Source organism: Staphylococcus sp. HMSC077D08, assembly GCF_001837945.1.
GTDB classification, from domain to species: Bacteria; Bacillota; Bacilli; order Staphylococcales; family Staphylococcaceae; genus Staphylococcus; species Staphylococcus epidermidis.
Genome location: NZ_KV834805.1, coordinates 18412 through 43307, shown reverse-complemented (window position 1 = coordinate 43307; position 24896 = coordinate 18412). Strand labels below are relative to the sequence as shown.

25 protein-coding genes are annotated in these 24896 nt (G+C 31.6%); 18 read left to right on the top strand and 7 right to left on the bottom strand.

Annotation, left to right across the window (positions count from 1 at the left end; all coding sequences use genetic code 11):
- Positions 1-12: 12 nt before the first annotated feature.
- Positions 13-1221 carry a CamS family sex pheromone protein gene (locus HMPREF2663_RS08910; protein ID WP_070846253.1) on the top strand — a complete coding sequence of 403 codons (1209 nt, stop codon included), beginning with the start codon at positions 13-15 and terminating at the stop codon, positions 1219-1221.
- 327 nt (positions 1222-1548) lie between these two features.
- Here HMPREF2663_RS08910 and putP read toward each other — a convergent pair whose 3' ends face one another.
- The gene (gene putP / locus HMPREF2663_RS08905) at positions 1549-3084 is read right to left on the bottom strand and encodes a sodium/proline symporter PutP (protein ID WP_070846251.1); all 1536 of its coding nucleotides are present in this window, start codon (positions 3082-3084) and stop codon (positions 1549-1551) included.
- Positions 3085-3462: 378 nt separating this feature from the next.
- Here putP and gatC point away from each other — a divergent pair, with 378 nt between their 5' ends.
- The 7 genes from gatC (at position 3463) to dinB (ending at position 11368) form a co-directional block, all read left to right on the top strand.
- Positions 3463-3765: an Asp-tRNA(Asn)/Glu-tRNA(Gln) amidotransferase subunit GatC gene (gatC, locus tag HMPREF2663_RS08900; RefSeq protein ID WP_001830435.1), complete on the top strand. Its 303-nt coding sequence runs from the start codon at positions 3463-3465 to the stop codon at positions 3763-3765.
- 1 nt (position 3766) lies between these two features.
- Positions 3767-5224, top strand: coding sequence for an Asp-tRNA(Asn)/Glu-tRNA(Gln) amidotransferase subunit GatA (gatA, locus tag HMPREF2663_RS08895; RefSeq protein WP_002458553.1), 1458 nt, complete (start codon positions 3767-3769; stop codon positions 5222-5224).
- Positions 5225-5236: 12 nt separating this feature from the next.
- On the top strand, positions 5237-6664 hold the full coding sequence (gene gatB / locus HMPREF2663_RS08890) for an Asp-tRNA(Asn)/Glu-tRNA(Gln) amidotransferase subunit GatB (RefSeq protein ID WP_002457087.1): 1428 nt from the start codon (positions 5237-5239) through the stop codon (positions 6662-6664).
- A 224-nt stretch (positions 6665-6888) separates the two neighbouring features.
- The gene (locus HMPREF2663_RS08885; RefSeq protein ID WP_046044400.1) at positions 6889-7839 is read left to right on the top strand and encodes a diacylglycerol kinase; all 951 of its coding nucleotides are present in this window, start codon (positions 6889-6891) and stop codon (positions 7837-7839) included.
- 89 nt (positions 7840-7928) lie between these two features.
- Positions 7929-9299 (top strand): 23S rRNA (uracil(1939)-C(5))-methyltransferase RlmD, encoded by a 1371-nt coding sequence (gene rlmD / locus HMPREF2663_RS08880; protein WP_070846249.1) that lies wholly within the window; start codon positions 7929-7931, stop codon positions 9297-9299.
- A 143-nt stretch (positions 9300-9442) separates the two neighbouring features.
- Entirely contained in the window at positions 9443-9985 is a 543-nt protein-coding gene (locus HMPREF2663_RS08875; protein ID WP_070846247.1) for a DUF3267 domain-containing protein, read from the top strand.
- Positions 9986-10297: 312 nt separating this feature from the next.
- Positions 10298-11368, top strand: a complete 1071-nt coding sequence (dinB, locus tag HMPREF2663_RS08870; RefSeq protein WP_070846245.1) for a DNA polymerase IV — start codon at positions 10298-10300, stop codon at positions 11366-11368.
- Positions 11369-11399: 31 nt separating this feature from the next.
- Here dinB and HMPREF2663_RS08865 read toward each other — a convergent pair whose 3' ends face one another.
- Entirely contained in the window at positions 11400-11954 is a 555-nt protein-coding gene (locus tag HMPREF2663_RS08865; RefSeq protein ID WP_002487329.1) for a 3'-5' exonuclease, read from the bottom strand.
- Between the two features lie 192 nt (positions 11955-12146).
- Positions 12147-12644 (bottom strand): H-type ferritin FtnA, encoded by a 498-nt coding sequence (gene ftnA / locus HMPREF2663_RS08860; RefSeq protein ID WP_002447449.1) that lies wholly within the window; start codon positions 12642-12644, stop codon positions 12147-12149.
- A 221-nt stretch (positions 12645-12865) separates the two neighbouring features.
- Between ftnA and HMPREF2663_RS08855 the strand changes: the two genes are divergently transcribed.
- The 3 genes from HMPREF2663_RS08855 to HMPREF2663_RS08845 all read left to right on the top strand — a co-directional run bounded on the left by HMPREF2663_RS08855 (position 12866) and on the right by HMPREF2663_RS08845 (position 15883).
- Complete coding sequence (locus HMPREF2663_RS08855; RefSeq protein ID WP_070846243.1) at positions 12866-14179, top strand: lipid II isoglutaminyl synthase subunit MurT; 1314 nt, start codon at positions 12866-12868, stop codon at positions 14177-14179.
- Position 14180: 1 nt separating this feature from the next.
- Positions 14181-14906 carry a lipid II isoglutaminyl synthase subunit GatD gene (locus HMPREF2663_RS08850; RefSeq protein WP_070846242.1) on the top strand — a complete coding sequence of 242 codons (726 nt, stop codon included), beginning with the start codon at positions 14181-14183 and terminating at the stop codon, positions 14904-14906.
- A 440-nt stretch (positions 14907-15346) separates the two neighbouring features.
- The gene (locus HMPREF2663_RS08845) at positions 15347-15883 is read left to right on the top strand and encodes an immunodominant staphylococcal antigen IsaB family protein (protein WP_002447446.1); all 537 of its coding nucleotides are present in this window, start codon (positions 15347-15349) and stop codon (positions 15881-15883) included.
- Positions 15884-16034: 151 nt separating this feature from the next.
- On the opposite strand, the gene HMPREF2663_RS08840 is transcribed toward HMPREF2663_RS08845, so the two are convergent.
- Complete coding sequence (locus HMPREF2663_RS08840; protein ID WP_070846239.1) at positions 16035-17021, bottom strand: FUSC family protein; 987 nt, start codon at positions 17019-17021, stop codon at positions 16035-16037.
- A gap of 173 nt (positions 17022-17194) precedes the next feature.
- On the opposite strand from HMPREF2663_RS08840, the gene map reads away from it, so the two are divergent.
- The 5 genes from map to vraR all read left to right on the top strand — a co-directional run bounded on the left by map (position 17195) and on the right by vraR (position 20872).
- Positions 17195-17950 carry a type I methionyl aminopeptidase gene (gene map / locus HMPREF2663_RS08835; RefSeq protein WP_002447444.1) on the top strand — a complete coding sequence of 252 codons (756 nt, stop codon included), beginning with the start codon at positions 17195-17197 and terminating at the stop codon, positions 17948-17950.
- A gap of 157 nt (positions 17951-18107) precedes the next feature.
- Entirely contained in the window at positions 18108-18494 is a 387-nt protein-coding gene (locus HMPREF2663_RS08830) for a hypothetical protein (protein WP_002490302.1), read from the top strand.
- 14 nt (positions 18495-18508) lie between these two features.
- Positions 18509-19210, top strand: coding sequence for a cell wall-active antibiotics response protein VraT (gene liaF, locus HMPREF2663_RS08825; RefSeq protein ID WP_002447442.1), 702 nt, complete (start codon positions 18509-18511; stop codon positions 19208-19210).
- Positions 19207-20253, top strand: a complete 1047-nt coding sequence (locus HMPREF2663_RS08820; protein WP_002447441.1) for a sensor histidine kinase VraS — start codon at positions 19207-19209, stop codon at positions 20251-20253. The genes liaF and HMPREF2663_RS08820 overlap by 4 nt, the downstream gene beginning before the upstream one ends.
- A complete protein-coding gene (gene vraR, locus HMPREF2663_RS08815) occupies positions 20243-20872 on the top strand; it encodes a response regulator transcription factor VraR (RefSeq protein ID WP_002473914.1) in 630 nt (209 codons plus the stop codon). The genes HMPREF2663_RS08820 and vraR overlap by 11 nt, the downstream gene beginning before the upstream one ends.
- Positions 20873-20928: 56 nt before the next feature.
- On the opposite strand, the gene HMPREF2663_RS08810 is transcribed toward vraR, so the two are convergent.
- The 3 genes from HMPREF2663_RS08810 to HMPREF2663_RS08800 all read right to left on the bottom strand — a co-directional run bounded on the left by HMPREF2663_RS08810 (position 20929) and on the right by HMPREF2663_RS08800 (position 23269).
- Positions 20929-22107, bottom strand: a complete 1179-nt coding sequence (locus HMPREF2663_RS08810) for a YihY/virulence factor BrkB family protein (protein ID WP_002487362.1) — start codon at positions 22105-22107, stop codon at positions 20929-20931.
- A gap of 405 nt (positions 22108-22512) precedes the next feature.
- Complete coding sequence (locus HMPREF2663_RS08805) at positions 22513-22797, bottom strand: YtxH domain-containing protein (RefSeq protein ID WP_002447438.1); 285 nt, start codon at positions 22795-22797, stop codon at positions 22513-22515.
- Between the two features lie 7 nt (positions 22798-22804).
- A complete protein-coding gene (locus HMPREF2663_RS08800) occupies positions 22805-23269 on the bottom strand; it encodes a low molecular weight protein-tyrosine-phosphatase (protein WP_001830437.1) in 465 nt (154 codons plus the stop codon).
- Between the two features lie 141 nt (positions 23270-23410).
- On the opposite strand from HMPREF2663_RS08800, the gene HMPREF2663_RS08795 reads away from it, so the two are divergent.
- Together HMPREF2663_RS08795 and HMPREF2663_RS08790 are read left to right on the top strand one after the other, a co-directional pair.
- Positions 23411-23626 carry a DUF1128 domain-containing protein gene (locus tag HMPREF2663_RS08795; protein WP_001830421.1) on the top strand — a complete coding sequence of 72 codons (216 nt, stop codon included), beginning with the start codon at positions 23411-23413 and terminating at the stop codon, positions 23624-23626.
- Between the two features lies 1 nt (position 23627).
- A complete protein-coding gene (locus HMPREF2663_RS08790; RefSeq protein ID WP_070846237.1) occupies positions 23628-24869 on the top strand; it encodes an aminopeptidase in 1242 nt (413 codons plus the stop codon).
- Positions 24870-24896 lie beyond the last annotated feature (27 nt).

The following is a 24896-nucleotide window of genomic DNA, read 5'->3' as shown; positions in this document are numbered from 1 at the left end:
AGGAGTACGTGAATGAAGCGAACAATATTTTTACTCATGTCGATACTGTTATTATTAACGGCTTGCGGAGATGGACATAAAAAAACTTCATCAGATAAAGAACAAAGTGAACATAAGGATAACCATAATAAAAATCAAGTGAAACAAATAGCGACTGATAAAAAAGTTCAAGGAGATAACTATAGGACTATATTGCCCTTTAAAGAAAGCCAGGCTCGTGGATTATTACAAGATAATATGGCAAATGGTTATAATGGAGAAGATTTTGAAAGTGGTTTACTAGAATTAAGTAAAGAAATCTTTCCAACAAATAAGTATTTATATCAAGATGGACAATATTTAGATAAAAAAACGATTAATGCATACTTAGATCCGAAATATACAAAAAAAGAAATTGACAAGATGAGCGAAAAAGAAAAGCAAAGCAAAAATGCTAATGAGAATCTTGGACTCAATCCATCTCACAATGGTGAAACAGATGAAGAGAAAATAGCTGAAAATTCTCCAGCCTATCTTTCAAATATACTCGAGCAGGATTTTTATGGAAACAGTGATTCTAAAGGTAAAAATATAAAAGGCATGTCAATTGGTTTAGCTATGAATAGTGTTTATTATTACAAAAAAGAGAAAGATGGCGAAACATATAGTAAAGATTTATCTGATAAAGAGATTAAAAAGCAAGGTAAACAGATGGCTAGTGAAATGCTCTCTCGTTTACGTGAGAATAGTGATTTAAAAGATATTCCTATTCATTTTGCTATCTATAAACAATCTAGTCAAGATTCCATTACACCAGGTGAATTTATAGTTGGTACTACAGTTGAAGAGGGTAAAACTAAAATTAACTCATGGGATAATATTAATGAAAAAGCAGCCTTAATTCCTTCGTCAACTGCAGCTGATTATGATGAAACGCTGAATAATAACTTTAAACAGTTTAATGATAATTTGCAATCGTATTTTTCAAACTTCACACAAGCAGTTGGTAAGGTTAAATTCGTAAATAAAAAAGCTAAACAACTTACAGTTGATTTGCCTATAGATTATTACGGACAGGCAGAAACGATAGGTATTACACAATATGTTACAGAACAAGCCGAAAAGTATTTTGATAAACTAGATGAGTATGAAATTAGAATCAAAGATGGAAATACTCCACGTGCTCTCATTAGTAAAACTAAAGACGATAAAGAACCACAAGTTCATATTTATCATAATTAGTTACCTATGAAGTATGACACCCATTTCATTGTATAGAAAAGAATAGGATAGAATTCAAATTAAGTTTACTGGTCAATCTAACACCAAAGGAATATATTTGCAATTTGATATTATTGATAATTTTGACTCATTTTTCGAGTCGTCAATAAATTTAAATATAAAAAATTAGCTATGAAGAAATTTATATTGATAGATTTCTTCATAGCTATTTTCTTAAGTGAATGAAAGAAATTGACACTGTATATTAGAAAAGTATTTAAATTATACTTGTAATTGTTATTTAATTAATCAATTTTATAATGTTGATATAGTCTGATAATTGTACATTTATTCTTTAACGATGTGTTTAACTTTATTAAGATTTTCAATAACAACATCATCAGGTTTTTTTGTTAATTTACTTACGATGTACGTAATCAATACGCTAACTATGAAACCTGGTATAATTTCATACATACCAAAGAATGCATTGATTGCAGCCAAAGGTTTAATCCAAGAAATCCAAACAATAACAACTACAGCACCAGCTACCATTCCGCTAATAGCTCCTGCACGTGTTAAATCTTTCCAATACAAAGAGTAGAGTACTAAAGGACTAAAAGCAGCTCCAAAGCCAGCCCAAGCATTACCAACTAAATTTAATATTGTATCGTTTGGATGCCAAGCAATCGTAATAGCAACTATCGCAACAAGTAAAACTGATAAGCGTCCAATCAAAACAAACTCTTTTTGGTGTGATGATGTTTTATCTGAACCTCTGATTAGTTTATAGAAATCTTCAGTTAAAGAACTTGATGTTACTAGTAATTGTGAAGAGATAGTACTCATTATTGCAGCAAGGATGGCTGCTAATAAAAATCCACCTACAAGCGGATGAAATAAAATTTGACTCATCACAATAAATAGTGTTTCAGGATCTTCTAATTTAATATGCTTTTCAGATATAAATGAAATTCCTGTTAATCCCACACCTATCGCTCCTAATAGACCGACTGCCATCCAACTTATTCCCAGACGTCTGGCTTTTGGTAGTAATTTATGTGATTTGATAGACATAAATCTTACTATAATATGTGGTTGACCAAAATATCCGAGTCCCCATGAAAATAATGAAACAATGCCTAAAATAGTGGTTCCTCTAAATAAATCTAAGTTTGTTGGTTTCATTTGAGCAACATCATGAAATGTATCCCAACCGTTGAGCTTAAGCATTGCAACGATAGGTACCATTACCATAGCAATAAGCATAATCACACCTTGAAAAAAATCAGTAATTGATACAGCTAAATAGCCACCAAAGAAAGTGTAAAAAATAACTATAATAGCCACTATCAAAAGTCCTACGTGATAGTTTAATCCAAATGCACTTTCAAAGAGTTTTCCGCCAGAAACGAAACCTGAATGCGTATATAGAGTGAAAAAAACGACAATAATCAATCCTGAAATAATTTTAATAATATTCTTCTTATCATCTAGTCTATTTTTAAAAAAGTCTGGGAGTGTAATAGCATCTCCCGCAACCTCAGTAAATACACGTAGTCTTGGAGCAACAACAAAATAATTAATGTATGCACCTAAGGTTAATCCAATTGTTATCCAAATGGCGGATAAACCTGTACTGTAAACTGAACCTGGAAGTCCCATAATCATCCATCCAGACATATCAGAGGCACCAGCTGATAATGCTGTGATATATGGTCCGATACTACGCCCTCCCAACATAAATTCACTTAAGTTTCCAGTAGCTTGTCGATAACCATAGAAGCCGATAATTAGAAGGATTAAGAAATAGACAATAATCATAACGTAAGTCTGCCAATTTGCATCAATTTGATTACTGAGAGCTGTACCTAATGTAAACATAATTAGCACTCCCTTTTTTTAATAATGATATAAGATACATGTAACATTATACAATGTAACTAAATGTTCAGAAAAGTAAAACTTTTGATGGTAGTATTAAAAGTCTTTGATAAAGGGTGTTTAATCCTAAGTGTGTTTTATGATTAATCAATATCTATTGCATAAATATGTACAAAATTATTATTAGAATTAAAATTTAATTCATCTATCATTTTAAGATATAGAGATGACAATTAGCGGTATTCATATGTAAAAGTTTATTAAACACCTTAAATATCAAGTGTTTATTTTGAGTAACTTATTCATAAATATTTAGATTTTTGGTTCGAAATTTGATACAATTTGGTGATGAATGAGTATTAAGGAGGCTTTTATTTAATGACTAAAGTTACACGTGAAGAAGTTGAACATATTGCTAATTTAGCTAGACTTCAAATTTCTTCTGAAGAAACAGAAGAAATGGCTAATACTTTAGAAAGTATTTTAGATTTTGCGAAACAAAATGATAGTGCCGATACAGAAGGTATTGAGCCAACTTATCACGTATTAGATTTACAAAACGTATTACGTGACGATAAAGCAATCGAGGGCATTCCTCAAGAATTAGCATTGAAAAATGCGAAAGAAACAGAAGATGGTCAATTTAAAGTGCCATCCATCATGAATGGGGAGGACGCTTAAGATGAGTATTCGTTTTGAATCTATCGAAAAATTAACTGAATTAATCAAAAATAAAGAAATTAAACCTTCTGATGTAGTAAAAGATATATACGCAGCTATTGAAGAAACTGATCCAACAATCAAGTCATTCTTAGCTTTAGATAAAGAAAATGCAATAAAAAAAGCCGAAGAATTAGATGAATTACAAGCTAAAGATCAAATGGATGGTAAACTATTTGGAATTCCAATGGGAATCAAAGATAATATCATCACAAAAGATGTAGAAACTACGTGTGCAAGTAAAATGTTAGAAGGGTTTGTACCTATATATGAATCTACTGTAATGAACAAACTACATGATGAAAACGCGGTATTAATTGGTAAATTAAACATGGATGAGTTTGCAATGGGTGGCTCTACAGAGACTTCATATTTTAAGAAAACATTAAATCCTTTCGATCACACAGCAGTACCAGGTGGATCTTCAGGTGGTTCTGCAGCAGCAGTTGCAGCAGGTTTAGTTCCTTTTAGTTTAGGGTCAGACACTGGTGGTTCTATTAGACAACCTGCATCTTATTGTGGCGTAGTTGGTATGAAACCGACTTATGGCCGTGTATCACGTTTTGGTTTAGTTGCATTTGCTTCTTCTTTAGATCAAATTGGACCAATCACGCGTAATGTTAAAGATAACGCATTAGTACTTGAGGCAATTTCCGGTGTTGATGCGAATGATTCTACAAGCGCACCTGTTGATGATGTAGATTTTACTTCTGATATTGGTAAAGATATTAAAGGTCTTAAAATTGCATTACCTAAAGAATATTTAGGTGAGGGTGTTAGTGAAGAAGTGAAGACTTCTGTAAAAGAAGCGGTTGAAACGTTAAAATCACTTGGTGCTGAAGTTGACGAAGTCTCATTACCAAATACAAAATATGGTATTCCATCATATTATGTTATTGCGTCATCAGAGGCTTCAGCAAACTTAGCTCGATTTGATGGTATTAGATATGGATATCATTCTAAAGAAGCACAATCGTTAGAAGAATTATATAAAATGTCCAGATCGGAAGGCTTTGGTGAAGAAGTCAAAAGACGTATCTTCTTAGGTACTTTTGCTTTAAGCTCAGGTTATTACGATGCATACTATAAAAAATCTCAAAAAGTTAGAACGTTAATTAAAAATGATTTTGACAAAGTATTTGAATCTTACGATGTTGTGGTTGGACCTACAGCACCTACAACAGCATTTAATATTGGCGAAGAAATTGATGATCCTTTAACTATGTATGCGAATGACTTATTAACTACACCAGTTAACCTTGCTGGTTTACCTGGTATTTCAGTTCCTTGTGGACAATCAAACGGACGCCCAATTGGTTTGCAATTAATTGGTAAACCTTTTGATGAAAAAACGTTATATCGTGTCGCTTATCAATTTGAAACACAATACAACTTACATGACGCATACGAAAATTTATAAGGAGTGGAAATCATGCATTTTGAAACAGTAATCGGACTTGAAGTTCATGTTGAGTTAAAAACGGACTCAAAAATGTTCTCTCCATCACCAGCACATTTTGGAGCTGAACCAAATTCAAATACAAATGTTATCGACTTAGCTTATCCAGGTGTGTTACCAGTAGTTAATAGACGTGCAGTAGATTGGGCAATGAGAGCTTCAATGGCATTAAATATGGATATTGCTACAAATTCTAAATTCGATCGTAAAAACTATTTCTATCCAGATAATCCAAAAGCATATCAAATTTCTCAGTTTGATCAACCTATTGGAGAAAACGGCTATATTGATATTGAAGTTGATGGAGAAACAAAACGTATCGGTATTACACGTCTTCACATGGAAGAAGATGCAGGTAAATCAACACATAAAGATGGATATTCTTTAGTAGACTTAAACCGTCAAGGTACGCCATTAATTGAAATTGTATCTGAACCCGATATTCGTTCACCTAAAGAAGCATATGCTTACCTTGAAAAACTACGTTCAATCATTCAATATACGGGTGTATCTGATTGTAAAATGGAAGAGGGTTCCCTACGTTGTGATGCTAATATTTCACTTCGTCCATATGGTCAAAAGGAATTTGGTACAAAAACTGAATTGAAAAACCTTAACTCATTTAACTACGTTAAAAAAGGTTTAGAATATGAAGAAAAACGTCAAGAAGAAGAATTATTAAATGGTGGAGAGATTGGTCAAGAAACACGTCGATTTGATGAATCTACTGGTAAAACAATTTTAATGCGTGTGAAAGAAGGTTCAGATGATTACAGATATTTCCCTGAACCAGATATTGTACCATTGTATGTAGATGAAGATTGGAAAGCACGTGTGAGAGAAACAATTCCAGAATTACCAGATGAACGTAAAGCTAAATACGTAAATGATCTTGGACTTCCAGAATATGATGCGCATGTATTAACATTAACTAAAGAAATGTCTGATTTCTTTGAAGGCGCAATTGACCATGGTGCAGATGTTAAACTTACTTCCAACTGGTTAATGGGTGGTGTTAACGAGTATCTTAATAAAAATCAAGTTGAATTAAAAGATACGCAACTAACTCCTGAAAATTTAGCTGGTATGATTAAATTAATAGAAGACGGAACAATGAGTAGTAAAATCGCTAAAAAAGTTTTTCCAGAACTAGCTGAAAATGGTGGAGATGCTAAACAAATTATGGAAGATAAAGGTTTAGTACAAATTTCTGATGAAGCAACATTACTTAAATTTGTAACTGATGCTTTAGATAATAATCCACAATCAATAGAAGATTATAAAAATGGTAAAGGTAAAGCTATGGGATTCTTAGTGGGTCAAATTATGAAAGCTTCTAAAGGTCAAGCTAACCCACAAAAAGTTAATAGCCTATTAAAACAAGAATTAGATAACCGTTAATTCGAAAATTATAATACTTTAAGCTTCTAACAAAGGATATGAACTTTGTTAGAAGCTTTTATTACTTTTGAAAAGTATAGGTATTAAGTTTCTTTATGTTTAAAATTACATATATTTTACCTTTGTAGTACCGAATAGTTTAGAGAAATCGAAAATAAATACTTTTAACTGATGTATAAATCATATAATATAAGTAATGAGTATATGAATTTGAGGGATTAACTATGAGAAAACGTGCAAGAATTATATATAATCCAACATCAGGAAAAGAACTTTTTAAACGTGTATTACCAGATGCACTGATTAAACTTGAAAAAGCAGGTTATGAAACGAGTGCATATGCAACTGAAAAAATTGGTGATGCTACTTTTGAAGCTGAAAGAGCACTAGAAAATGAATATGATTTACTCATTGCAGCTGGAGGTGACGGTACGTTAAATGAGGTGGTCAATGGAATCGCCGAGCAACCCAATCGTCCTAAATTAGGTGTAATACCAATGGGAACCGTTAATGACTTTGGAAGAGCGCTTCATTTACCAAACGATATAATGGGAGCGATTGATGTAATTATTGATGGTCATACAACCAAGGTAGATATTGGAAAGATGAATAATCGTTATTTCATTAACCTAGCTGCAGGGGGAAAACTAACACAAGTATCTTACGAAACACCAAGTAAGTTGAAATCAATTGTAGGACCGTTCGCGTATTACATTAAAGGATTTGAAATGTTACCTCAAATGAAAGCGGTAGATGTACGTATCGAATATGATGATAATATCTTCCAAGGAGAAGCTTTACTATTCCTTCTAGGTTTAACGAATTCAATGGCTGGCTTTGAAAAATTAGTTCCAGATGCGAAGCTTGACGACGGTTATTTCACGTTAATTATTGTAGAAAAAGCAAATCTTGCTGAATTGGGCCATATTATGACATTAGCGTCTCGAGGTGAGCACACAAAGCATCCTAAAGTCATTTATGCTAAAGCGAAGTCTATTAATATTTCATCATTTACTGATATGCAACTTAATGTTGATGGTGAATACGGTGGGAAATTACCTGCAAATTTCCTTAATTTAGAACAGCACATAGAAATTTTCACACCTAAAGATGTATTTAACGAAGAACTATTAGAAAATAATACAATACCTGATATTACGCCAGATAAGCATTGAAATTATTACGACAAATTACGACATCAAATTTAAGGTTAGGAATGCCACACATTATATTCCTAACCTTTTTGTATGTAGGAGGGAAAAAATTGGAAACATTTAAGAAAAACGATGTTAAAACGGGAAAGGTTATTGATTTAACTCATGAGGGACATGGAGTTGTTAAAGTTGATCGATATCCAATTTTTATTCCTAATGCTTTAATTGATGAACAAATTAAATTTAAATTAATTAAAGTGAAAAAGAATTTTGCTATAGGAAAATTGATAGAGGTCATAAGTGAAAGTGATGATAGAGTGACACCGCCTTGTGTTTATTATGCAAAGTGTGGTGGTTGTCAATTACAACATATGACATATAGAGCACAATTGGATATGAAAAGAGAACAAGTAGTTAATCTTTTTCACAGAAAAGGCCCTTTTGAGAATACCATCATAAAAGAAACTATTGGCATGGATAATCCTTGGCGTTACCGTAATAAATCTCAAATTCCTGTAGGTCAAGGTAACTCCAATCAAGTTATAATGGGATTCTATAGACAACGTAGCCATGACATTATAGATATGGATAGTTGTCTTATACAAGATAAACAACATCAAGAAGTAATGAATCGAGTGAAGTACTGGCTCAATGAATTAAATATATCTATATATAACGAAAAAGCGAAAACAGGTTTAATACGTCATTTAGTAGTAAGGACTGGTTATCATACCGATGAAATGATGGTTATCTTTGTTACAAATGGAGCAACATTTAAACAATCAGAACTGTTAGTAAACAAGCTGAAAAAAGAATTTCCAAATATAACAAGTATTAAACAGAATATAAACAATAGCCATTCTAATGTTATTATGGGGCGTCAATCAATGACTTTATATGGTAAAGACAAAATTGAAGACCAATTAAGTGAAGTAATTTATCATATTTCTGATTTATCATTTTATCAAATTAACTCATCACAAACTGAAAAACTTTATCAGCAAGCTCTGAATTATGCTCAATTAACAGGAAAAGAAATAGTATTGGATACGTATTGTGGTATAGGAACGATTGGGCTATATATGGCACCACTAGCCAAACATGTTTATGGAGTAGAAGTTGTTCCGCAAGCCATAAAAGATGCGGAAGACAATGCGACTAAAAACCAACTAAAAAATACGACTTTCGAATGTGGAAAAGCAGAAGATGTTATCTTAACATGGAAATCACAAGGGATTAAACCTGACGTAGTCATGGTAGATCCACCTAGAAAAGGATGCGATGAAACTTTCTTAACTACTCTTTTAAAATTAAATCCGAAAAGAATTGTTTATATATCATGTAACCCTTCAACACAACAAAGAGATGCGCAAATATTGGCTGAACAATACGAGTTAGTAGAAATTACACCAGTTGATATGTTTCCACAAACAACACATATTGAGACTGTAACTTTATTTGTACGTAAAGACGAAGAGTGAATTTAATAGAAGTCAATTCATTATTATTTTGAAGTGATTGTTAAGATTGTATTACAGGCAACTTACTTTATTGAAAAAGGTCTTTTTTAGCTATAATAAAAATTGTATACTATTTTTGAAAATAGAGAACTGGAGGGGTGAATGTGCATAAAATAGATTTATCAGGCAATAAATTTCAAATCCAACGATTTGTTCTGTTACAAATTGTATTGGCGCTATTTACAATACTATTTACTTATAAATGGGCTTATCAAACAACACATATCATTGAACAAAATCTTGTCATTAATCTTATTTTGGGCTTTGTAGGTTTCGCAGTGTTAGTTATTTTGCACGAGTTTATCCATCGTATTTTGTTCATTATATTTTCTAAAGGTGAAAAACCATCTTTAAAATATGATAAAAACAAAATTATTGTACAGTTCTCTCAGACTTGTTTTCATCGATGGCAATTTACAATTATCATGATAGCACCACTTGTTATCATAAGTGCGACCTTACTAGCACTTATTCAAATATATTCCTTCTCATCTTTAATCTTTATGTTTAGTATACATAAAAGTTATTGCATGATAGATGTGTTTTTAGTAGCATTGGCATTACAAAGCAAATTCAAATATATACAAACTTATGGAGAAGGTTTGTATCTTTATCAACAAAAGCCCACTCAAACCTATTATGAATAATCACTAATTATACTGACAAGCGCATATATCAAAGTTGATAATTGATTTAAAAATTTAATTTCTTATTTTTCAACTCGTTTCCATCGTAATAAACAAATATCTCATTAAAATATGCAACTACATTCACATAACCACTTATGTAGGAAAGGATAGGACTATGAATTTATTCTAAAATTGTAGTCCTATTTTTTGCTATTACATTAAGTAAATAAACAATACAAGTATTATCATGTGCACAATACATGTAAAGATAAAACTGATGGCGTATAATAGTATAAAGCTATTTTTTGGAAGACATAGTGAGGTGAGTCGATGACTGAAAGAAGAATTATTCATATAGATATGGATTATTTTTTTGCTCAAGTTGAAATGAGAGATAATCCTAAATTAAAAGGAAAACCTGTCATCGTTGGTGGTAAAGCGAGTCATCGAGGCGTTGTTTCTACGGCATCATACGAAGCAAGAGCTTATGGTGTTCACTCTGCTATGCCTATGACTCAAGCACATAAGCTGTGCCCCAATGGCTATTATATAACAAGCCGTTTTGATGCTTATAGAGAGGTATCTGGTCAAATCATGGAAATATTCAGAAGTTATACAGAATTAGTAGAACCTATGTCTTTAGATGAAGCTTATTTAGATATTACACATTTAGTGAGACCGGATTTATCAGCATCAACTATTGCAAATTATATTCGCAGAGATATATACGAAGTAACACGTTTAACTGCGTCAGCTGGCGTGTCTTATAATAAGTTTTTAGCTAAGTTAGCGAGTGGTATGAACAAGCCAAATGGTTTGACAGTTATTGATTACAATAATGTACATGAAATATTAATGCAATTAGATATTGGAGATTTTCCAGGGGTAGGCAAAGCGTCGAAGAAAAAAATGCATCAACATCATATATATACAGGTCAAGATTTATATAATAAAGATGAATTTGAATTAATACGCTTGTTCGGTAAAAGAGGACGAGGTTTGTATAATAAAGCTCGAGGTATAGACCATAATGAAGTAAAGGCGAGTAGAGTTCGTAAATCTGTTGGGACTGAAAGGACATTTTCTACAGATGTTAACGATGATGATGTTATTTTAAGAAAAATAAGAGAGCTTTCAGGAAAAACAGCAGAGCGTTTAAATAAAATTCAAAAATCAGGAAAAACAGTCACTGTAAAGATAAAGACTTATCAATATGAAACAATCTCAAAACAAAAAAGTTTGAGAGATCCTATTCGTACTGAAACTGATATTTATAATATTGCATATACTTTATATAACGACTTAAAAGATCCAGAGATTCCGATTCGATTAATAGGTGTAACGGTTGGGAGTTTAGTGCAATCTGATTTTAAAAATTTAACAATATATGATTTTATTTAAATGGCTGATGAACTACAGGTTAAGTGGACAATCAGCCTTTATCTTTAAGATTTTTTCCATATATATTTAACATGCTTTGAAGATCATCATAATGTTTCAATAAGCGGTAGGTAATCATTGCACAAGCTTTAGCATCATTTAACGCATCATGATGACCGTGAAAATCTAAATGGTAATGATTCATTAAATGTTTTAGTCCATAACGATATGCATTTATTGTTCGTTTAGCTAATTGATATGAACAAAAGTATGTCAAAGAAGGAGTATCTATATTAAGACTTTTTAAACTTTGATGTAACACATTCATATCAAAAGCAGCATTATGGGCAACAACAGGAAGTTGATCAATAAATTGTAGCATATATGGATAGACATGCTTGAATCCAGGAGCATCTTGCACATCTTCGGGGTGGATGCCGTGTACATTAATATTTGTTTCAGTAAAGTAGTCAAAAGGATTCACAAGGGTATGAAATGACTCTGTTATTTGATTATCAATAACTTTAACCATTCCTACAGAGCATATGCTTGTTCGTTTACCGTTAGCAGTTTCAAAGTCCAGTGCAACAAATGCATTTTGTGCCATTATTTCATTCCTTTCAATTATTTTTGGTTATGTGAGTATTTAATGTCAATATTTTATTACAATAACAATTTTATAGATAGTAAAACGGGTTAAAACAAATGATTTATGCATTAAAAAAACCCTTAAATCATTTATCTTTGAGGAGATTTAAGGGTAAATAACACAATATTTAGGAATAAGTTATTGTAATTATTACTCGTTGAATGAACGCGCTGCTAATTCTTTTTCATATAAGTAAAGTGTATTACAATCGTCACCAATACGAGTAAGGTAATCTATATGAGTTTCAAATGTAGATTCTTCTTCAACTTGTTCATCTAAGAACCAGTTTAAAAATGAAATTGTAGCATAATCTTTATCATTCCGAGCTAATTCTGATAGATTATAGAAACGTTGAGTAACATCACGTTCTTGAGCTAAACTATCTTTAAATGTTTCTAAAATAGAAGAAAATTCTACTTTAGGAGCTTTAATTGTATCAAAAATAGCATGTTCGCCACGATCATTGATATAGTCATAGATTTTTTTACCGTGGAAACGTTCCTCTTTAGCTTGTTCTATATAAAAATTTGCAAATCCGTCATAAGATTCTTTGTCACAGTATGCCGCCATTGCCATATATGCGTGCGCTGCAAAATATTCTTGATTCATCTGTTCATTTAAAGCTGCTAATAGTTCTTTACTTAACATCTTCAATCACCCCGTATAAATAAAAATAAGATTCTTGTATATTATAACAAAACATTTCTCAATAGCAAATAATAATTATTCTAATCTATAAGTAGTGATTATCGTTTTTATTAATAATTATTCTAATTTGTGAAATGAATAGCACATCTTAGATGAGAATCTTTTTTGTTATACCCTTTACGTGTTATAATTACTCGAGTGCAAATTGGAGGAGGAAACGCATGAGACAATGGACTGCAACCCACATGGCTAAGTTAGCAAGGAAAGCAAGTATAGCTGTAGGTAAAAAGGGTACAGACTTGCCGGGACAGATTGCAAGACGTGTGGATCATAATATTTTAAGAAAATTAGCTAAACAAGTAGATGACATTGTTTTTATTAGTGGGACTAATGGTAAAACGACTACATCTAACTTAATTGGACATACTTTAAAGAAAAATCAAATAAACATTATTCACAATAATGAAGGGGCAAATATGGCAGCAGGGATAACTTCTGCTTTCATTATGCAAAGCTCTAAGGATACTAATATTGCGATAATTGAAATAGATGAAGGATCTATACCACGTGTTTTAAACGAAATTACACCCTCTATGATGGTGTTTACAAATTTCTTTAGAGATCAAATGGATCGATTTGGTGAAATCGATATTATGGTTGATAATATTGCCAAATCAATAAGTAACAAAGGGATAAAATTATTATTAAATGCAGATGATCCGTTTGTGAGTCGTTTGAAAATTGCAAGTCATTCCATTGTGTATTACGGAATGAAAAAATTTGCACATGAATTTGAACAAAGTACAATGAATGAAAGTAAATATTGTCCTAATTGTGGACGATTATTGCAATATGACTATATACATTATAATCAAATTGGACATTATCACTGTGAGTGTGGATTTAAACGAGAAGCACCTACATATGAAGTGTCATCGTTTGAAGCTTCACCATTCTTAAAAATGATAATAAACCAAAGTGAGTTTAATATGAAAATTGCAGGAGATTTTAATTCTTATAATGCAATAGCAGCTTATACCGTATTAAGAGAATTGGGATTAAATGATGATGCAATACGCAAAGGATTTGAAACATATACGTCTGATAATGGTCGAATGCAGTATTTTTCAAAAAATAAGAAGGAAGCTATGATTAATCTAGCAAAAAATCCAGCTGGAATGAATGCAAGTTTATCAGTAGGCGAACAAATTGATGATAAAAAAGTTTATGTTATTAGTCTTAATGACAACGCGGCAGATGGTCGAGATATTTCATGGATATACGATGCTGACTTTGAAAAGCTGGCTACCCAAGATATCGAAGCTATCATTGTAAGTGGTACACGTGCTGAGGAACTACAATTACGTCTCAAACTTGCTGAAGTTGAAGTGCCTATTAAGGTTGAAAAGGATATCTACAAAGCGACTGCATTAACTATGAAATACAGTTCATTTACGGTAGCAATTCCAAACTATACATCATTAACACCAATGCTTGAACAACTTAATCGCTCATTTGAAGGAGGGCAATCGTAAGATGAATGAACTAACGGTTTATCATTTCATGTCAGATAAGCTTAATTTATACAGTGATATTGGTAATATCATGGCATTAAAACAAAGAGCTAAAAAAAGAAATATTAAGATAAATGTTAAAGAAATCAATGAGACTGAAGGAGTCACATTTGATGATTGCGATATTTTCTTCATTGGTGGTGGGAGTGATAGGGAACAAGCGCTTGCCACAAAGGAATTAAATAAGATTAAAACGTCGTTAAAAAATGCAATTGAAGATGGTATGCCTGGGTTAACTATATGCGGTGGTTATCAATTTTTAGGTCATAAGTATATTACTCCTGATGGTACCGAGTTAGAAGGATTGGGTGTTCTTGACTTCTATACCGAGTCTAAAAAAGAACGCTTAACTGGAGATATCATTATAGATAGTGATACTTTTGGCACGATTGTTGGATTTGAAAATCATGGTGGTAGAACATATCATCCGTATGGAACATTAGGTCGAGTAACGTATGGTTATGGTAATAATGATAACGATCGAAAAGAAGGTATACACTATAAAAATCTATTAGGTTCTTATCTTCACGGCCCAATTTTACCAAAAAATCATGAAATAACTGATTATCTACTTGAGAAAGCATGTGAAAGAAAAGGCATACTATTTGAGCCTAAAAAGATTGATAACACCGAGGAAGAAGCTGCTAAGCAAGTTCTGATTAAACGTGCAAAAGAAAATAAAAAATAACTCAATACAACTTAATTTTTAAAAATGATTGTTAATCATGACAATAATTGATTATTAGTATAAAGACTTATCATATTAATGCCTCTAGAACATCAATGTATGTTCTAGAGGCATTTTAACGTATTAGCAGCCATTGACTGAATTGTAAATAACTTATGAAGATGTTAATTAACAAAAGGTCAGGAACGAAGTGATGAGCATTTTCTTCTAAAACGCTAAAGAAAATGTGGAAAGTGGGATGTGTTGAGATGAAAAAAACAATTTCTTCTATATGAATACGTAGCACCTTTTGATATACATTTAGGAAACGTTAATGTTCATTGACCTTGAAACATTGACACTCAAGTGCTAATTTCTATTATCTACGAAAAAAATACTTTGAAACATATAATAGTTGTTAAACTGTAATTGAACCATACAATAAATATAGGAGTGAAAATATGAAGATTTTTAAATTGACGTCATTGACTCTAGCTGCTTTAACGTTAGCCTTTCCGTTTTCACATGTCGCACAAGCACATACTTACTTAGAAAAGCATCATCAAACAAACGAAACCAAACAATCTCATAGCTTTTCATTAGAAGGTGAGGCAGGTAAAAATCCAACATTTTTAACTCAACCTCAATTTATTACTTCTCTAGATAATGGTCATTTAAATATTAATGGTTATCAGATTCAACAAGATGATACTAATGATATTGAATACAAAAAGATTTATGATCAAGAAATCAGAGCTACAAGCAATCATACAGCGATAAGTGTACGTTTCAGTATTAATAATCAATCACTATCACTTGAAAGTATGAAAGATGCATACCCAAAAGAGAGATTGAATCATATTCCACATACAAGCAGTGATTCACAATATCCAGAAGACGGTATATATGTGTATCATGGTAAAATGATTAAATTACAATACAAAGTGACACAAGGATTTGTTACGAGCGTGACGATAGGTGAAGGTGTAGACGAATAGTTTGCCAAACATTCAAATTTAAAGCGTTAACGAGATTTATGCGTATATTTATATGTATCAAGAAAGCCGTAGATAAACTTTGTTCTACGGCTTTGTATCATATTTAATTATTTTTTGAATAGGTAATAAAGTAATTATTTTTAACGTCATATTATTTTGCATAACGTGAATCTAAAATTTTGTATATGAGTAGAATTTCATATATGAGTGTACTTTTCATTTGATTTTGGTCAAACTCATCCATCTGTTTAACAGAAGACTTTAATGTTGCAATAGATTCTTTTTGACGTGTAAAGCTTCCTTTTTGAATGATGCCATTAATACTATTACTAATATTAATCAATGCTATCTTCTCATTAGCATCAAATGCAATAGACGTATGTTTGGGTAAATAAATAATGTTAGATAAATGTGAAATAAATAAACGGTTGTTATAAGCGCGATTTGTAAGGCGATTTAATAATTTCCAATTATCTTCATTTTTATGATAATGAAGTTCATCTCTTTGATAACTCATTAATGTTTCAGCTTTTTGAGCAATTATGTTTAATTTTGATAATTCTTTACTAGTCTTCTCTGAGCTGAATTTTCCTAATAATAACTCATTACAGCGTACATAAAATAAATTATACATTTTTTTCTCACTAAGGGCTAATTGCTCTTCAAGTTGATGATAATACTTAGGTGGTAAGATGATAAAATTGACTAATCCAGCCGTAACAAGCCCTATAAGAGCTGTAAGTAACCGTGAAAAGAAATTGAATACATATGCTTCATGTATACCTGGAATCATCGCAACGGAAGTTAATACTGCAACAGTTGTTCCTACCTGTAAATTAAGTTTAGTGCAAATCAAAATGGTAAATGTAGCACTTAAAGCATAACTTAACGGCGATTGATCACCGAAGACATATGTAAAGACAACAGCAAATAACGCACCGATAACTGTTGCTGGTAGCCTTTTATACCCCTTTTTTAATGATGCTTTAGCAGTAGGTTCAATTGTAACAATTGCAGTAAGTATGGCAAAAATTGGAGTGAGGTTTAACAACATACAAAATAAAGACGTAAAAAAAGTAGCCAAACCAGTTTTAATAGTTCGCGCTCCAATTATATGTCTATACCATTTATTATTCATATCATACTGACTCCTCTTAAGAAAAGGAAATTCGAAAAGACTTTACTTTAGACAAATTCTCTTTCTTTGAAAATTAATTTAACTATTACGAATCGTTATACATTCATATTTAGTATATCAAAAAATTTTTGCTATAATAAGATGTAATATAATTTATAAAGGAACGGGATAAAATGATTGTTAAAACTGATGAAGAATTACAAGCGTTAAAAGAAATAGGTTACATTTGTGCAAAAGTCAGAGATACTATGAAAGAAGCTACTCAACCTGGAGTGACTACCCGTGAATTAGATCACATTGCCAAAGATTTATTTGAAGAGCATGGAGCGATTTCAGCGCCTATTCATGATGAAAACTTCCCAGGTCAAACTTGCATTAGTGTTAACGAAGAGGTCGCGCATGGAATCCCTGGTAAACGAGTAATTCGTGAAGGTGACCTAGTTAATATTGACGTATCAGCTTTAAAAAATGGGTACTATGCTGATACTGGTATTTCATTTGTTGTAGGGAAATCAGATCAACCACTTAAGCAAAAGGTCTGTGACGTAGCCACAATGGCTTTTGAAAATGCTATGAAAAAGGTGAAACCAGGTACAAAATTGAGTAATATTGGAAAAGCTGTTCATGCAACGGCACGACAAAATGACTTGACTGTGATTAAGAATTTAACTGGACATGGTGTTGGACAATCACTTCATGAGGCACCTAATCATGTCATGAATTATTTTGATCCTAAAGATAAAACATTATTAAAAGAAGGGCAAGTCATTGCAGTAGAACCATTCATATCAACACATGCTACATTTGTAACTGAAGGTAAAAATGAATGGGCATTTGAAACTAAGGATAAAAGTTATGTCGCCCAAATTGAACACACGGTTATAGTAACTAAAGATGGTCCGTTACTTACAACTAAGATTGATGATTAATTAAATATTAGTAATTCAAATTAGAATTTAAGATTATGATTTACTTTTTTCATATCTCGTCAGACTAAAGTATGAAGCGTATATGGTTCCGAAGCCTATTTCATTAGGTTTCGGAATTGTTTTATAATAAAGCTTAATCAGTGACGAGGTGATATCATTGAATATTTTAGATTCATATTTACAACAATTTATAAAACGTATTACTAAAAAAAATATCAATGACTATAAAATGTCATTAGATAAGCAAATTAAAAATATTGATACTTATATTAATTATTTAAGAGAAAAAAGATTACAACTAAAGAAGTTAATTGACACCCTCACGCTCTCATTAGAAAATAAATATATAGATTTAGTAAACAATCAAGCAATCTATTGTGCTGAAGAAATACATGATAATGATATTGATATGATTAAATCACAATTAAATGATGCTGAGTCTTATTATGCGAGAATTGAAGCGGATATAAATTTACAATCTAGAATGAAAATAACTACTGAAGAAGCATTCCACTTTATATATCATATGAGTGCTGTAGCATAGAAAGGTGGCGAAATATGACACGCAAATATATATCAACTGAAATGTTGATTATTTTTACTGCTTTAATGATTATTGCCAATTTTTATTATATATTTTTTGAGAAAATTGGTTTTTTACTAGTACTCCTATTAGGATGTGTACTGGTATATGTAGGATATGTGTATTTCCATAAAGTTAGAGGACTATTATCTTTTTGGATAGGAACTTTATTAATTGCTTTTACACTTTTGTCTAATAAGTACACGATTATTATTCTATTTGTCTTTTTAATTGTAGTCATCATACGTTACTTGGTTTATAAGTTTAGACCTTTAAAAGTGATTGCTACAGATGAAGACATCACATCACCCATTTTCATTAAACAAAAATGGTTTGGTGAACAACATACACCAGTGTATGTATATAAATGGGAAGACGTACAAATTCAACACGGTATAGGAGACATACACATTGATATGACAAAAGCAGCAAATATTAAGGAAACAAATACCATAGTTGTGCGTCATATTTTAGGTAAAGTACAAGTAGTTGTACCTCTTAATTATAATATAAATTTACATGCGACTCTCTTCTACGGTACTGCTTATGTGAATGATAAATCTTATAAGATTGAGAATAACCATGTTCAAATTGAAGAAAAAACGAAAGATGATAATTATACTGTTAATGTTTACGTTTCATCATTCATTGGAGACGTAGAGGTGATTTACAGATGAATCACTACATAAGAGCTATAGGCTCAATGCTTATATTAGTATATAGTATGCTTATTGCTTTTTTATTTATTGATAAAGTGTTTGTAAATATTATCTTTTTTCAAGGGATGTTTTATACACAAATATTTGGAATACCTGTTTTTCTATTTTTAAATTTATTAATTGTTTTTTTATGTATTATAGTTGGATCTGTTTTAGCTTATAAAATTAATCAACAAAATGATTGGATTATTTCCCAAATAGAAAGATCAATAGAAGGACAAACAGTAGGTATCAATGATCAAAATATCGAATTATATACAGAAACGATAGATATTTATCATACACTAGTTCCATTAAATCAAGAATTACATCGACTTAGAATGAAGACTCAGAATTTAACTAATGAAAACTACAATATTAATGATGTAAAAGTCAAAAAGATTATCGAAGATGAGCGACAACGACTTGCAAGGGAATTGCATGATTCTGTTAGCCAACAATTATTTGCTGCGAGCATGATGCTATCGGCAATAAAAGAGTCGAAATTAGAACCACCTTTAAATCAACAGATACCAATTCTTGAAAAAATGGTTCAAGACTCACAACTTGAAATGAGAGCTTTGTTGTTACATTTAAGACCGATAGGTTTAAAAGATAAGTCTCTAGGTGAAGGTATTAAAGATTTAGTCATCGATTTACAAAAGAAAGTACCAATGAAAGTTTTGCATGAAATTCAAGATTTTGAAGTGCCAAAAGGTATTGAAGATCATTTGTTCAGAATTACACAAGAAGCTATTTCAAATACATTGAGACATTCAAATGGTACGAAAGTAACTGTGGAATTATTTAATCAAGAGGATTATCTTTTACTAAGAATTCAAGATAATGGAAAAGGATTTAATGTAGATGAAAAATTTGAACAAAGTTATGGTTTAAAAAATATGCGAGAACGAGCGTTAGAAATTGGTGCGACGTTTCATATTGTATCTTTACCTGATTCAGGTACACGAATTGAAGTTAAGGCACCATTGAATAAGGAGGAGAACTCAAGTGGCGATTAAAGTTTTATTTGTTGATGATCATGAAATGGTAAGAATCGGTATTTCAAGCTATCTTTCAACACAAGAAGATATAGAAGTAGTAGGTGAGGGTGCTTCTGGTAAGGAGGCTATCACTAAAGCGCATGAGCTAAAACCAGATTTAATATTAATGGATTTACTTATGGACGATATGGATGGTGTAGAAGCTACTACTGAAATAAAAAAAGATTTACCTCAAATTAAAGTAGTCATGTTAACAAGCTTTATAGAAGATAAAGAAGTTTATCGTGCACTTGATTCTGGAGTAGATAGTTATATTTTAAAGACAACAAGTGCAAGTGATATAGCTGACGCTGTGCGTAAAACGTATGAAGGTGAATCAGTATTTGAACCAGAAGTGTTAGTAAAAATGCGCAACCGTATGAAAAAACGTGCCGAGCTTTATGAAATGTTAACAGAAAGAGAAATGGAGATCTTATTACTTATAGCTAAAGGATACTCTAACCAAGAGATTGCAAGCGCCTCTCATATCACCATCAAAACAGTAAAAACTCATGTAAGTAACATACTGAGTAAATTAGAAGTACAAGATCGAACACAAGCAGTAATCTATGCGTTTCAGCATAATTTAATTCAATAAATTATTAAAGGCGAAAGTAACAGTGCATCTACCGATACTTTCGCCTTTCGATATTATCAGTCGGTTGTGTGATGTTCTTCTTTAGATTGATGATTGATATTATAAGTATCATCTTCATTAGAAATATCTACATCTTTATTATCTTTGTAGTATTCATAAGTCGTATTTTCGTTATAATGATTTTCATTGTTATCATCATGTTTAATAGCGGCTTCTTCAGGTGTGTGACCAGCTATGACTTTTCTTTGGTGAATAATTGCATTGATTTCAGCACCGATAATAATAATAAAGCTTGTGATATACAACCATAAGAATAAAATGATAATACCAGCTAAACTTCCGTATGTTTTCGAATAGTTACTAAAGTTTGAAATATAGTAACCGAATGCAAACGACCCTAGTAACCAAATAATGGAAGTGAAAATAGCGCCAGGAATAACGGAACGTAATTTTGTTTTAACATTAGGTGCAACTGAATAAAGTACAGTAAATATGATGAAAATAATAATCAATGGAATAACAATTCGTACTAAATTAAAAATCCATTCAATTTGATTATCAATACCTAGTGGTCCAAATAAAAATTTATTAATGACTGGACCTAGTGTAATAAGTACAACAGCAACAACAAATACTGCACCTAAAACAAGTGTGTATAGTATACTTAATAATTTAACTACTATACCGTTTCGAGAATCCTCAACGTCATAAGCAACATTAAATGAGTTAATAATAGCGGACATTCCATTTGATGCTGACCAAATAGCTAAAATTAACCCAACTGACAAAATACCTCCACTGGCAGTGTCAGAGATATCTTTAACAATTCCGCCAACGATACTAGCTGTTTCTTGATCAGGGACATATTGACTTACTTTTTGATTAATCTGATTAGCATCAATCGTGATGAATTGACCAAGTAGCGTAAGTAAAAAAATTAGCATTGGGAAAAGTGCTAATACAAAATGATACGTCATCTGTGCTGCTAAACCTGCAGCGTCATCTTTACCTATCCTATAAATAAGGTAGGAAAAGAAATTAGAGTTTTCGGTGTATTTTGCTGGTTTATTCAGCCGAGAAACAAAAAATACTTGATTCTTTTTTTTAGGTTTCTTCGATTGGAATTCTTGCGGTTCTATATATGTACGGTCAACTTCTATTTTTTTATTCTTTTTATGCTCTTTATCTTCTATTGAATTAAGATATTTAGAAGTTGTTTTCTCTTTTTTTGACATAACAATCTCCTTCGCTTTTTATGTTTTACATTTAAACTTGTATTCCCATATTTGCGGTATAGTAAAACAAAAATGGTTTTATTTATATATGATAAATCCAATACCCTTTAAAAAGTAATGTATTTTTAACACTCAATGATTATTTTGGCCTAAATTAAATAGAAAGGCAATAGTTTTTGAATATTGATTTATAGTTTTAAACACGAGTTAAAGTATTAAACAAGGGCGAGTCAAAGTTTAACAATCAATGTAGAGTTTATAATCAACAAAGATAAAAAGAGTGGAGCAAAATTCATCTAGAATGAATTCCGTTCCACTTCATAGTCATTGAATATCATAAACTTATATGCCTACATTTTCCAATTGAAGTCCTACTTTCTCAGAAAATGCTACGTATTTAAAAGTTTATTTACCTAAGCGTTGATTTTTACGATTTACAAAAGTTTCTTTAGCATCTTTAATTGAACGTTCTAATTCAGGATTATTGCGACGTATTTCTTCTAATGTATCCTTCCAATACATTACTTCATCTTTGATGCTACTTATTTTTGAAGGTTTACGTGTACGATTTCCTTCTTTGATGTCTTTGAATGATTGTTTTAAAGAATGACGTGTAGATTTATCAGCAAGAGCAGCCGCGCCACCAATTACGGCACCAATTAAAATACCAGGTACTAATTTATTTTCCATAGTTGAATTACCTCTCTTTCAAATTTGCATCTTTTACGATGTAGTCAATTAAATTATCACAAGATGATTGCACCATCTCGAAAACACCTTCAAAATTATTAGTGTAGTATGGATCTGGTACATCACTCTCTTCCATGTTACTAAATTCTAGCAATTTGAACAATTGTCCTTGTAAATTTGGATTGATTTGTTTGATATTGTCTACGTTACTTTGGTCCATAGCAATAATATAGTCAAAATCATCATCAGGTTCGAAAAGTTCGCTCACCATACCATCATAAGGAATATGGTACTTCTGTAGAATTTTTTGTGTTCCATTATGTGGAGGTTCGCCTAAATTCCAACGTCCTGTACCTCTAGAATGAACTTTTATATCTGAAATGCCTCTTTCTTGTAGTCTTTGCCTCATGATAGCTTCAGCCATTGGAGAACGACATATATTACCTAGACATACAAATGCTACATGTATCATAAGTATTCACTCCAAACTATGTATTTATATGCCCATTTTATATACTATCTAAACAATAAGAAAGTACTTAACCTCAAATTCTATCAAAGTTTAACAAAATATGATATTTTGATAGAATATTGAACTAAAGAGGTGAATTAAATGTCATTATCTAATGAAGAAATGATTTCTAATATTAGACAAAAATTAAATATTGTAAATCAAGCATTACTTAATCCGGAAAAATTTAAATCAACACCTCATCAAGACATAAGCGAAATATATGAATTCGTAATGTCTAAAGATTCATTCTCGCCTAGTGAGGTTACGGCCATTGCGGACCATTTAGGACAACTTAGACAAGATATGGAGGATTAATATGACGAGTTATCATAATAAGTTAAAACAATATGCAGAATTATTAGTAAGAGTGGGAATGAATGTACAGCCACATCAACCAGTATTTATACGTTCATCTGTCGAAGCTTTAGAATTAACTCATTTAATCGTTGAGGAAGCATATAAAGCAGGGGCAGAAGATGTTCGAGTGAGTTACACAGACCCGAGATTAAAAAGATTAAAATTTGAAAACGAATCAGTTGAACACTTTGAAAACCAAGAACTCAAACAATATGATATTGAAGAGCGTCTTGATTATGTTAATCGTGGTGCAGCGAACTTGGCACTCATTGCTGAAGATCCAGAGCTATTAAGTGGAATAGACGCGCATAAGTTAAAAGCGTATCAAACTGTATACTCAAAAGGATTTAAACCATATATGGAAGCAAGTCAAAAAAACCAGTTTCCATGGGTAGTGGCTGCTTTTCCTACGCGAGATTGGGCACATCGTGTCTATCCTGAGTTGGATGTTGAATCGGCATATATTAAATTCATTGATGAAGTATTTGATATTATTCGTGTAGATGGACAAAATCCAATTGAAAATTGGGAAAAACACGTTAAAGATTTAAGTGTTCACGCTAAACGATTACAAGAGAAAAACTATCAAGCTTTACATTACATATCAGAAGGCACGGATTTAATAGTAGGGTTACCTGAAGGACACATATGGGAAGATGCAACAAGTTATGTAAATGGGGACGGTCAACCTTTTATTGCTAATATCCCTACAGAAGAAGTTTTTACAGCTCCAGATAGAAACAATGTTAATGGATATGTAACAAACAAATTACCTTTAAATCTTAATGGTAACATTATAGACGGGTTTACATTGACTTTTAAAGATGGTGTGATAGTTGATGTCAAAGCAGAAAAAGGTGAGAAATTACTTAAAGATTTGATTGCAACTGATGAAGGTGCATGTAGATTAGGGGAAGTAGCACTAGTGCCCGACGATTCACCAATATCAAACCGACGCACAATATTCTATAACACTCTTTTTGATGAAAATGCATCATGCCACCTAGCTATTGGGTCAGCTTATAGTTTTAATATCAAAGGTGGTACTGAAATGACTACAGAAGAAAAAATTACAAATGGACTTAATGATTCCAATATTCATGAAGATTTCATGATTGGTAGTCCTGATTTAACAATTTATGGGATATTGCAAGATGAAACAAAAGAATTAGTTTTTAAAAATGGAAATTGGGCTAAATAGTATAAGTGGAATAAACAATCAATTTAT